This is a genomic window from Roseivivax sp. CAU 1753 (assembly GCF_054482575.1).
Map to the genome: position 1 here is coordinate 401536 of NZ_JBTLRF010000001.1, position 10580 is coordinate 412115.

A 10580-nucleotide genomic window follows, 5' to 3' on the forward strand; every position below is an offset into this window, starting at 1 on the left:
TGTGGGTCTTATGGTCTTGGATCGGAACCCGGCATCCGGTTGATCCGATCATGGTACTCTCGTTCAAAAATGCAGTGCGCCCCTTCGTAGGCGCGCAGGCGGGTCGATACGTGAAAGGCCGTTGCATCGCTGTGCAAGGTTGTTTCCACCGATGTCGAGACTGCGAAACCTCCGCGCGACATGGCCCTGTCCCATCGAATGTCGGCCCTGGCGCGACTGACGTCGGCCTGATCGATGGACCAGACTTCCCGCACGGCGCTGGATGTTCGCAATCCGTGCTCAATATGCGCGACTTCGCCGTGATCGGCAAGAATCGTGGTCTTCAGCCATCCGTCCTCGACCGTTTCGATCTTTTCGGCATATCCCTCGCGGGTCGCGCGCAGCACGGACGGCGGCGGCGCGGCAGGTGCCGGGCAGGACCAGTCAGGCGCCGCCTCCGTCGTCAGGACCGGGACGGTCAGCGTGCCCTGCGACACCGTCAGGCACACCGCACCGGGTTCCGGCCAGACAAACGGCCAGTAGGAAGGCGAGATCGCCAGCCGCAGCCTGTGGCCCCCGGGAACCACATACGCGGCCTGATCCAGATCGATGGTGACCTGACAGATCCGGCCCGGCACCAGCGGCACGGGATCGGCAAACCCGTCCCGGAATTGCAGGTTGAGGAACCCCAGCGAAATCAGCGTCGACGCGCCATCCGGCGCCACGTCGCACAGGCGGGCGGCGACCTGACCGAAAGGCCGGTCCGCCGAGACCGACAATTGCACACTGGGCGCGCCGACAAGGGCGGTGTCCCGGTCCAGCGCCTCGGTGTCGAAACAGAGCGACAGCGCGTCGTCGGACCTTTGGTCGTCCGGCAATTCGCCGGGGCCGAAGCCGAACGGAAAGAACTCGCCGGTGGCCTTGCCGCAAACCGCCTCGGTCCGGACCTGCATCGGGGACGAGGCCGGGCCCTGTCCCAGCATGCGATCGCCCAGCACCAGCGTTCGGGTCCCGATCAGCGGCGACGGCCAGGACGGCAACGCGATCCATCTGCCGGGGCGCGTTTCGTAGCTGGTTTGCGGCGCGATCCCGTCCATCAGGTAGACGCGGTAGTCGGGCCCATCCTCGACCCCGTTCGGCACATCCTTCAGCCAGCGGTCCCACCACTCCAGCGCCACGGCGATGAAATCCATGCGCGGCGCGGGCGATGCCAGATGCGGGTACTTGTGGTTCCACGGGCCCATGATGGCCTTGACCACGCCCGGGGTGCCGCCCTCGAGCAGCTTGACAGGCGTGTTGCGGTATCCATCATGCCAGCCGCCGATGGACAGGATCGCCGCATCCATCGCCGCGTAATCCTCGCAGACCGAGGCGTGCCGCCAATAGGCATCGCGGCGGTCATGGGCGAGCCACGGACTGATCAGGAATGGCGTGTTCTCAAGCCGGTCGAGCCAGATGTCGCGCCATGCGGGACCGACCAGATCCGGGTCCGGCGGCACCGAGAACCACGACATCGCGACAGTGGCCCAGCCTACATTCTCGGTCAGCTGGCAGCCGCCCTTGTAGTGGATGTCATCGGCGAAGCGGTCGACGCCGGAGCACAGGCTGATCACCGCCTTCAGCCCGGCGGGTCGCCGTGCCGCCACCTGCAGACCGTTGAACCCGCCCCAGGAGATACCCATGATCCCGACCGCGCCGCTGCACCAGGGCTGCGCCACGATCCAGGCGATCGTATCCTCGATGTCGCCCAGCTCGGTCTCGGAGTATTCGTCGTCGAACAGCCCTTCGGATTCGCCGCATCCGCGCAGATCGACGCGCAGGCAGACATAGCCGTGCCGCGCGAAAACCGCGTGCGTCGAAGCATCGCGGGCGTCGGTTCCGTCGCGCTTGCGATACGGCAGGATCTCGAGGATGGCAGGCACCGGCACCGCGTTGGCGGCCTTCGGCATCCACACCCGAGCGGACAGCGTGACGCCATCGCGCATCGGAATGCGCATGTCCTCGGTGACGTCGACGTCGCCTTGCGTGTCGGTGTGATTGACGGTCCCCATTGCGGGCAGTTTGCAATGCGCGCGCGGTCGTGGCTATAACGCACTCTTGCGCAACTTTGCGCATGTTTGAGCAGAAAGCGACCGGTTCATGCCCAGTGTGGAAGAAAGGGAGCACCTTCCCGTCAATCTTCGCTTCCTCTGCCAGCATCGCGCCTCGGCGTCCGCCGTAGCGCGGGCGGTTGGGTTGAACCGCCAGCAGTTCGAGAAATACCTGTCGGGTCGCAGCTTTCCGACGCTCTCCGCGCGCCATCGTCTGGCCGAGTATTTCGGCATCGACATCCATGCCCTGACGCAGCGGCCCGACCAGTTCGCCGCCGCCTACCGGAACACCGATGCCCCCAAGGCGCAGTCGGGGTTCACGCTGGCCGGATCGACCGACGCGGAACTGGCGGTGCTGAAGACCTATGTCGGTGCGTTCCAGTGTTTTTTTCTCAATCCCGCGTGGCCCGACCGGATTCATGTCGGCCTGATCTTCATCCGGGAAGACGGCCGCCAGGTGCACACCGTCTACTTCAACCGCACCCGGGACCCCGAGACCGGCGATCTGCATCGGTCGCGTCTGGATGGGCGGCTCATGATGCGCGGAGAGCGGCTGTTTCTGCTGGAAAAGACGCGGGTGACCGAGGAACGGCTGTCCGAGACGATCATGTTTCCAAGCCACGGGCCGGGCAGCAAATACCTGACGGGCATGCTGTTCGGTGTTACCTGGCGTCCGCACCGGATGCCATTCGCGAGCCGTACGATCTGGCGCAGGGCGTCGCCTCGCCGGACCGTGAAGTCGCTGATGCGGGACTGTGGCGTCCACGCCCTGGGCGACCGCGAGATCGATCCCATCGTGCGGAAGTTCTTCGAGACCGACCTCAAGGCCTATTCGATGAGCGTTTTCTAGGCCCCTGCCCCTGCCCGCGTCCTGGCCCCCGCCCGCGTTCCGGTCAGATCCGTGCCCGCGGCGCCGTGTGATCCCAAAGCAATTCCTGCCGCCACCGCGCCGCGATGATATTGGCCAAGGCGGTCAGCACGTCGACATCGGACTGGTCAAACTCGCGCAGCGAGTCCGAGTGCACCCCGAGTACACCGAAAGGCTGCGCCCCCGACCCCGGGATGATCGTGCTCATGCCCGACCGGACCTTGTGTTGCCGCAGCACCAGCGGTCCGGAAAACCGCGGATCGGTCGCCATGTCCCGCACCACGACCGGGCCATTGACACGAAGCGTGTAGCCCGCCTGCGACTCCAGATCGATGCCGACCATTGCGCGCCCGGCCAGCCCGGTATGCCACCCGGAGCCCACCCGCAGCAGCAGGCAGTCCCTGGCGTCGACGAATTGCAGCACCTTGGCGAACCGGCAGTCGAACATCTTGCAGAGCCGGTCCGTTACCGCCTGAAGCACCGTGTCGAAATCGGTCTCCGTCAGGGCAAGGGTGCCAAGATCGGCCAGCGCCCTGTTTTTCGCAAGCTGCCGGTTCAGCATCGTCAGGTCCCGCGACACCACCACGATGCCCTCGGGCACGCCCTGCGCGCTGCGCATCGCCGTCAGCGTTTCGTCCCGGACAGAGACTCTGCCGGACGGGCTGACATAGCTGGCCGTGAACCGGCCGGTGCCGCGCGTCATGGCGGCCTGGGCCGCGGCGCGGGCAAGGTCGCGATCGTGGTCCGCCCAGATGTCGAAATAGTTCGACCCGACAACCGCCGCCGCATCGCAGACCACGAGGCTCAGACAACCATGCGAATTGATGCGCCGCAACGTCCCGTCGAGGTCGAGGATCTGGACGCAGTCCTGGGTGCTGTCGAACAGAATGTCGGCAAGACTGTCGGCAAAGGTGTCGTCCCGTCGCCGGTCCCGATGATCCAACCCACCCATCGGGTGACCGAGCTTCAGTGCACGCTCGTTATCAGCCATTTGTGTGCCTTTGCAAAAATCATCAGTCGCATTGCCGATTCTGCAAGTTTTTCCGGCATTGACAAGTCATGTTGCCAGCACGGCGCGGCGCGGAGATAGACCGGGCCGGGCAGCACGCCCCGTCTGTGGCCCCGCGGGCCGGGCCGCGCCGGTCAGGCGCCGCCGTCCGAGATCGCCGCCGCGATGGTCTCGAGGTGTCTCGCCATCGCTGTCGCCGCGGCCTCTGCGTCCGCCCCGGCGATGGCCGCCACGACCCGGTCGTGCTGATCGCTGTGAAAGCTGCGGAATTCGGTGACCCCGATGCGCCGGTAGGTGCGATCCCATTGCCGCTGCCACGCGACCCGGCGACGCGCGCCCGACAGGTAGTCGAGAAACCCGATCAGCACCGGGTTGCGGGTGGCCTGCGCAATCGCCCGGTGAAAGGCATCGTCCGCCTGCTCGCAGGCCGCGCGGTCCCGCGCGTCGCGACCGGCCTCCACCCTGGCGCGCAGATGGGCCACGTCCGCCGCATCGGCACAGCGCGCGGCCTCGGCGGCCACCATCGGCTCCAGCAGGATGCGGGCCTGCATCAGATCGGGCGGGGTCGCCCCCTCGACCAGCACCGTGTCGCGGATCGGCAGGTGGCGCGGCCTCTGCCCGCGGAACGCGCCCTGGCCCACATGCCGCCAGATCTCGCCACTGGCTTCCAGCGCGGCCAGACCCTTGCGCAAACTCTCGCGGCTGCAGCCGATCTGACGCGCCAGGGCCCTCTCGGGCGGCAGGCGGTCGCCGACATCCGGGGCGATCCGGTCGATCAGCCGCGCAAGATCGGCGGCAAGGGTCTGGGGCGTGGCGCGGGGCATCGGACGGTGTCCTTTCCGGACCAATTTGCAGACCAATGCGCCCTGCGGCAAGAGGCCCAGTCAACGTCCCTTGCCGAAACGGAAATCCGATGGTCGAACTTCTGTTGCTCTGTGTTGCCGGTTTCGCCGCGGGCGTCCTGAACGCCGTGGCGGGGGGCGGCACGTTCCTGACGCTGCCGACGCTGATCTATCTGGGCATTCCGCCGGTCAGCGCCAATGCCACGGCGACGCTGACCGCATTGCCGGGCTACCTCGCCAGTGCCTGGGCGTTTCGCCACGACATGCAGGCCGAGGGTCGTCTCGGGCTGCGCGCCATCATGGGCATCGCGGTCGCGGGCAGCTTTCTGGGAGCCTTGTTGCTGATCATCACCCCCGGCGAGACGTTTTCCTGGGTGGTGCCGTGGCTGCTGTTGGTCGCCACCGTGCTGTTCGCCGCCGGTCCGGCGCTGTTGCGGCGTGTCCGGCAGCGGGGCACCGGCGATGCGGGCCCGGCCCTGTCGGCGGTGGCGCTCCTCGCCGTGTCGATCTATGGCGGATATTTCAACGGCGGGCTCGGGATCATGCTGCTGGCGACCTTCGGCCTGCTTGGCTACGTCAACCTGCACGGCATGAACGGGCTGAAGAACGTGCTGTCGGCGCTGCTGTCGCTGATCTCGGCGCTGACCTTCGTGGTGGCGGGCCTGATCGCGTGGGAGCAGGCGCTGGTCATGTCCGCCGCCGCCGCACTGGGCGGCTACGTCGGCGCGCGCGCCAGCCGCCAGATCGTCCGGACCGACCTGCTGCGCCATTTCGTCACCGCCGTCGGCGCCACCATGACGCTGATCTTCTTCATGACGTGACGGCCAGCGGTGCGTCTGTCGGCGCGCGTACCCCTTGCAGCCAGTCGCGGATGGCACCGGGATCCGGCGCCAATGCAACAGCGCAGTCTTCGGTGAAGGCATGGAACGCCGCGGCGTTGAGGCTGTTCAGCCCGACGATCACCGGCACGTCCCGCAACAGCGCCTCGGCGATGACGGGCCGGAACCCGCGCCCGTCGGCTTCGTGCTTGCCGAACTTGTTGACGATCAGCACATCGACGCCCCGCGCCAGATCCGCCGTGACCAGCCCGACGGCGCTTTCGAGGGTCGAGGGATCGAGCCTGCATCCCCGCGCATCGCGCCCGAGGCTTTGCGAAATACGCAGCACCGGCCCGTCCGGCAGGACCTGCACATCCATGTCGCAGGGATGGGAGTCGCGCTCGGTGTTGATCTGGACCGTGCCGCTGGTGCGGTACCCCAGCGCGGCAAGGTCCTGCGCCACCGTGTAAAGCAGGCGGTCCGTGTCGCCGCGCCCCGGGGCCATTGTATAGGCGATGTTCATCGTGACGGGTCCTTATCTGTCGCAGAACGGCTGGAATTCGACCATCGCGCCCGTCGGAAGGCTGTCGGCCTCTGCCGGGATCAACACGAGGCCATCGGCATCGGGAAGCGTGGATACACGCCCCGAATGTGTCGCCGCGTCGACCGCGACCACATCCCGCCCCAACCCATCCATGCCGGTGATCCGCGCAAGCCGCAATTCGCAGCGTCCGGGTTTGTGCCGCAAGCCGCCTTCCAGCACCGCGATCCTGCGTCCGGACGGGGCCTGCGTGCCGCCCGCGAGGCGTCCCAGCAGCGCCATTCCGAACAGCTGCCACGTGACAAACGCCGATAGCGGATTGCCCGGCAACCCCAGCCAGAAGGTGGCCCCCAGCCGCCCGAACGAGACCGGCTTGCCCGGCTTGATCGCCACGCCGCTGAAAAGGATCGACGCGCCAAGCGCGCTCAGCGCCGGCTTGACGTGATCTTCCTCGCCCACGGAAATGCCGCCCGTGGTCACGATCAGATCCACGTTCGGGGCCAGGGCCGCCAGTTGGTGACGCAGATCGCGCGGCTGATCCTTGCCGCGCCCCACATGCACCAGCGCGACCTCGGGACCGGTCAGCGCGGCCCGCAGCATCGGCGTGTTCACATCGTGGATGGCGGCGGGCTGCAGGGCCTGCCCGGGGGCGCTGACCTCGTCCCCGGTCACAATCAGCGCCACGCGCACACGCCGCCGCACCGTCACCGTGTCAAAGCCCGCGGCAGCCGAGGCCGCGATGTCCCGCGTCGTCAATCGGCGACCGGCCGGCAGCACCGGCGCCCCGGCGGCCATGTCTTCACCCGCACGCCGGATATGGGCGTGCCGCGCGACCCTGTGCCGGACCACGATGCCGCCGTCGACGCGCCGCACGTCTTCCTGCATCACCATCGCATCCGCCCCGTCGGGGATCGGCGCGCCGGTGAAGATCTGCGCGGCGGTGCCCTGGCCGACGCCATCCCGACCTGCCTGCCCTGCCGCGATCCGCGACCTGACGGCAAGCTGCCACGGCCCGTCCCCGGTCAGCGAGCGCACGGCGATCGCGTAGCCATCCATCGCCGCGTTGTCGAAAGGCGGCACCGGTGTGCGGGCGTGGACCGGCTTGGCCAGAACGCGCCCAAGCGCTGCATCAAGGCCGATGCGCGCGACCTGCCGGACGGGCATGACGGTGTCCGCGATACGGGCCAGGGCGGCGTCGATCGGGATGATCCCGCCGGTGGCCGCGACCTCGTCGCAACCGCAGCCCGACCCTTCGATATGAGCGACAACCGTCATTGCGCAGCCTCCTTCTGGAAATGCCCCGGCCCGAGGGTGCAGTCGAGATCGCGCAGGCGACCATCGGCGAGTCCGTAGATCAGCCCGTGCACCCGGATATCGAGCCCTCCGGCCCAGGCCCGTTGCAGGATCGGGGTCTCGCCGACCCGCCGGACGCCTTCGACCACGTTGAGCTCGGCCAGCTTGTCGCGGCGCGCCTCGATGCCCGTTTCCTGCGCCAGATCGACCGCATAGGCGCGGGCGAGACGGCGGATCGGCTCGAGCCAGTGGTCGGCCAGTCCGTGCGGCAGATCCTCGGTCGCGGCTTTCACGCCGCCGCAGCCATAATGCCCGCAGACGATGATTTCCCGGATCCTCAGCGCGTCCACCGCGAATTCCAGCGCCGAAAGCATGTTCATGTCTGCCGAATGGATCACGTTGGCCACGTTGCGGTGCACGAAGACCTCGCCCGGGTCGAGCCCCGCCACCACGTTCGCGGGCACCCGGCTGTCGGAACAGCCGATCCAGAAGAACTCGGGCGATTGCCGAAGCGCAAGGCGGGCGAAGTAGCCGGGCTCTTCGGTGGATTTCCGGGTCGACCATTGCACGTTGCGGTCCAGCAGATCGGCGATCATGTCCCGTGTCCCCGTGTCGGTCGATGGGCCCTCGCAACGACCCGACCCGGATGACGCGACGCGGTCGCACCGGCGTGCGGTCGCAGGCGCGATGTTCTGGTCTGGGCTCTTGTGGGTCGGTCGTGGCCGGAATGCAGCATGTCGATCACCGTTCTGGGTTTCCTTTTATCAAGGCCACGTCCCGCCGCATTGGCGGTCGGCCCGGTCGGTTTTGTCGGCGGCGGTACGGGCCTTCGATCACACCGCCTTCAGATCCGCCCCTTCGATCTTCGAGGCCGTGACCAGCCGATCCACGAATGCGCGGGCCTGCCTTGCCCAGGCGGCTTTCTCGACCGCCTCGGCGATCTTGTCGCGCACCGCCTCGAAGGGCAGCACCTGTCCCTCGGCGACCGCATCCATGCGGATCAGGTGATAGCCGTGACGGGTCAGCACCGGCTCTGGTGTGATGTCGCCTTCGCCGAGCCTGCGCAGCGCCGCCTCGAATTCGGGCACGGTATCGCCCGGGCCCAACTGGCCCAGCGCGCCGCCCGACGTTTTCGAGCCGCAATCGCTTTCGCGCGCCGCCAGTGCCGCAAAGCCGTCCGGTGCGCCGACCACCAGTGGCAGCGCCGCGTTGGCCCGCGCATGCGCCTTGTCGCGGGCCTTGGCATCGCGCGGATCGCAGGCGAACAGGATGTGCGACACCTCCCAGAGCGGCGGCGACCGGAACCGTGACGGGTCCTTGCGCCACTCGGCCTCGATCTCGGCGTCGCCGGGCGCGTCCACTTCGACGGCCTGTTCGAGAAGGCCCCGGATCTGCGCCTCCTCGTCGGTCTCGAAGCGGCCCGGACCGACTTCCTGACGCTCGGGCGCGATGTCGCGGGCCCGGGCCTCCTGCAGTAGCAGGGTGCGGATGGCGACCGCATTGGCCGCCTTGCGCCAGGCGATGCCGGGCTTGCCCTTGGGGGCCGCGTGGTTCTGGGTCTCGGCGGCAACCACCGCGTGCGGAACCTGTTCGCCGTTGACGACGAGGTCGGGAAAAAGTGCAGCGTTCATGCCCCTCACTCCGCCGGGCGCGGCGCGGTCGCGCGCGTGGGTTTCGCCGATTTGCGTGCCGGAAGATCGGCGCGCTGCGGCAGCGACGTCCGACGCCGCGAACGGACGATCTGGTAGCCCGGGCGCAGCAGGTACCGGAACGGTGCCGCAAAGCCCGAGATCATGTGCACCAGCCGCGTGAACGGAAACAGGATGGTGATCAGCAGCCCCAGAAAGATATGCGCCTTGTAGAGCCAATGCACGTCCACGACCTGCGCCCAGGCATTGAGGTTGAGCAGCACAACGCTTTGCGACCAGGTCATGAAGCGGACCATCTCGGCGCCGTCCATATGCTGCAGGGTCAGGAAGATGGTGCCCAGACCGATGAACAACTGCAGCCAGATCAGCACCAGGATGCCGATATCCGCAAAGCTGGTGGTCTGCCAGATGCGCGGATCGGTAACCCGGCGATGGATCAGCAGCGAGGCCCCGATCAGCGCCGCGATACCTGCCGTTCCGCCCAGCAGAACCGCCAGCCACTGCTTCAGCGCATAGGGGATGCCCAGCGCATCCAGCACCGTGATCGGGGTGAAAAGGCCGATCAGGTGGCCGCCGAACACGGTGATGATGCCGACATGGAACAGCACCGACCCCCACCAGAGCTGACGCCCGCGCAAAAGCTGGCTGGACGAGGATTTCCAGGTGAAGGGGTCGCGTTCATAGCGTGCGATCGAGCCCACGATCAGAACCGTCAGCGCGATATAGGGCATGACCCCGAAGATGAAGAAGTCGATGTCGAAATTGGCGAACATGTCGGTGTCTCCCTATTCGGCCGCGTAAGGCGGTGCCGGGGTTACGGGGGTGTCCATGCGCGCCAGCATGTCGCGCACTTGCGGGCAGCCGGCGTTCGGGTCGGGGCCGAAAAGCACCTCGCTTTCCTCCCAGACCTCGTCCAGCGCCTCGAGATCGGTGGGGTCGTCGTCCGGCTCTGCCAGCATGGCGCTCACCGAAGCATCGTCCGCCTTGGCCCCCGCCAGTTGCAGGAGCCCCGCGAAAACCGCGCCATAGGGGCTGTCGCGCCGCGCCAGCCGGGTCGCCAGCGCGTCGAAGATATGCGCCGCGTCGGCCAGGATTTCCTGCGACTCGGCGAAGGGCCGGGTCGACAGAAATTCGAGCAGTACCGGCAGGTGATCGGGCAATTCCGGCGTGGCGGGATCAAAGCCCCCTGCCCGGTAGGTTTCGATCAGCGACACCATCGCGCCGCCCCGGTCCCGGCTTTCGCCATGCACATGTTCGAACAGGTTGAGCGACAGCGTGCGCGACCGGTCGAAAAGCAGCACGAACCGCTCTTCAAGCTCGTAGATGTCGCGCGACGCCAGTTCCTCGACCAGCGGGCGCAAACCCCGGCGCACGGCGGATGTCATGCGCGTGTCCGAGGCCAGAACGCCACCGATCTCGGGCATGGCGTGCTGCAATTCGCGTGTCGGATAGCTCAGGATCAGCGACAGGGCTTTCAACGTGCGGTCCATA

Annotated in this window: 11 protein-coding genes; 2 read left to right on the forward strand and 9 right to left on the reverse strand. The window is 67.4% G+C overall.

Annotated features, from left to right (window positions below; translation table 11 throughout):
* Window positions 1-8: 8 nt before the first annotated feature.
* Complete coding sequence (locus ACXYMN_RS01810) at window positions 9-2030, reverse strand: CocE/NonD family hydrolase (RefSeq protein ID WP_459011679.1); 2022 nt, start codon at window positions 2028-2030, stop codon at window positions 9-11.
* Between the two features lie 184 nt (window positions 2031-2214).
* Between ACXYMN_RS01810 and ACXYMN_RS01815 the strand changes: the two genes are divergently transcribed.
* On the forward strand, window positions 2215-2919 hold the full coding sequence (locus ACXYMN_RS01815; protein WP_459011680.1) for a hypothetical protein: 705 nt from the start codon (window positions 2215-2217) through the stop codon (window positions 2917-2919).
* A 43-nt stretch (window positions 2920-2962) separates the two neighbouring features.
* On the opposite strand, the gene ACXYMN_RS01820 is transcribed toward ACXYMN_RS01815, so the two are convergent.
* Window positions 2963-3928, reverse strand: coding sequence for a GAF domain-containing protein (locus ACXYMN_RS01820; RefSeq protein WP_459011681.1), 966 nt, complete (start codon window positions 3926-3928; stop codon window positions 2963-2965).
* A 152-nt stretch (window positions 3929-4080) separates the two neighbouring features.
* Window positions 4081-4770, reverse strand: a complete 690-nt coding sequence (locus ACXYMN_RS01825) for a FadR/GntR family transcriptional regulator (RefSeq protein WP_459011682.1) — start codon at window positions 4768-4770, stop codon at window positions 4081-4083.
* Window positions 4771-4859: 89 nt separating this feature from the next.
* On the opposite strand from ACXYMN_RS01825, the gene ACXYMN_RS01830 reads away from it, so the two are divergent.
* Window positions 4860-5609: a sulfite exporter TauE/SafE family protein gene (locus tag ACXYMN_RS01830; protein ID WP_459011683.1), complete on the forward strand. Its 750-nt coding sequence runs from the start codon at window positions 4860-4862 to the stop codon at window positions 5607-5609.
* Here ACXYMN_RS01830 and ACXYMN_RS01835 read toward each other — a convergent pair.
* The 6 genes from ACXYMN_RS01835 to narJ form a co-directional block, all read right to left on the reverse strand.
* Window positions 5599-6129 carry a DUF2478 domain-containing protein gene (locus tag ACXYMN_RS01835; RefSeq protein ID WP_459011684.1) on the reverse strand — a complete coding sequence of 177 codons (531 nt, stop codon included), beginning with the start codon at window positions 6127-6129 and terminating at the stop codon, window positions 5599-5601. The two genes, ACXYMN_RS01830 and ACXYMN_RS01835, sit on opposite strands and share 11 nt — an antisense overlap.
* A gap of 12 nt (window positions 6130-6141) precedes the next feature.
* Window positions 6142-7422: a molybdopterin molybdotransferase MoeA gene (locus tag ACXYMN_RS01840; protein ID WP_459011685.1), complete on the reverse strand. Its 1281-nt coding sequence runs from the start codon at window positions 7420-7422 to the stop codon at window positions 6142-6144.
* Complete coding sequence (locus ACXYMN_RS01845; protein ID WP_459011686.1) at window positions 7419-8036, reverse strand: carbonic anhydrase; 618 nt, start codon at window positions 8034-8036, stop codon at window positions 7419-7421. Before ACXYMN_RS01845 ends, ACXYMN_RS01840 begins: the two co-directional genes overlap by 4 nt.
* 237 nt (window positions 8037-8273) lie before the next feature.
* A complete protein-coding gene (locus ACXYMN_RS01850; protein ID WP_459011687.1) occupies window positions 8274-9071 on the reverse strand; it encodes a peptidylprolyl isomerase in 798 nt (265 codons plus the stop codon).
* A gap of 5 nt (window positions 9072-9076) precedes the next feature.
* Window positions 9077-9862 (reverse strand): respiratory nitrate reductase subunit gamma, encoded by a 786-nt coding sequence (gene narI / locus ACXYMN_RS01855; RefSeq protein WP_459011688.1) that lies wholly within the window; start codon window positions 9860-9862, stop codon window positions 9077-9079.
* 12 nt (window positions 9863-9874) lie between these two features.
* Window positions 9875-10579: a nitrate reductase molybdenum cofactor assembly chaperone gene (narJ, locus tag ACXYMN_RS01860; RefSeq protein WP_459011689.1), complete on the reverse strand. Its 705-nt coding sequence runs from the start codon at window positions 10577-10579 to the stop codon at window positions 9875-9877.
* Between the last annotated feature and the right edge of the window lies 1 nt (window position 10580).

Coding starts and splice junctions, on each gene's coding strand:
- ACXYMN_RS01810 (WP_459011679.1), bottom strand. CDS start 2,030: ATGGGGACCGTCAATCACACCGACACGCAAGGCGACGTCGACGTCACC.
- ACXYMN_RS01820 (WP_459011681.1), bottom strand. CDS start 3,928: ATGGCTGATAACGAGCGTGCACTGAAGCTCGGTCACCCGATGGGTGGG.
- ACXYMN_RS01825 (WP_459011682.1), bottom strand. CDS start 4,770: ATGCCCCGCGCCACGCCCCAGACCCTTGCCGCCGATCTTGCGCGGCTG.
- ACXYMN_RS01830 (WP_459011683.1), top strand. CDS start 4,860: ATGGTCGAACTTCTGTTGCTCTGTGTTGCCGGTTTCGCCGCGGGCGTC.
- ACXYMN_RS01835 (WP_459011684.1), bottom strand. CDS start 6,129: ATGAACATCGCCTATACAATGGCCCCGGGGCGCGGCGACACGGACCGC.
- ACXYMN_RS01840 (WP_459011685.1), bottom strand. CDS start 7,422: ATGACGGTTGTCGCTCATATCGAAGGGTCGGGCTGCGGTTGCGACGAG.
- ACXYMN_RS01845 (WP_459011686.1), bottom strand. CDS start 8,036: ATGATCGCCGATCTGCTGGACCGCAACGTGCAATGGTCGACCCGGAAA.
- ACXYMN_RS01850 (WP_459011687.1), bottom strand. CDS start 9,071: ATGAACGCTGCACTTTTTCCCGACCTCGTCGTCAACGGCGAACAGGTT.
- narI (WP_459011688.1), bottom strand. CDS start 9,862: ATGTTCGCCAATTTCGACATCGACTTCTTCATCTTCGGGGTCATGCCC.
- narJ (WP_459011689.1), bottom strand. CDS start 10,579: ATGGACCGCACGTTGAAAGCCCTGTCGCTGATCCTGAGCTATCCGACA.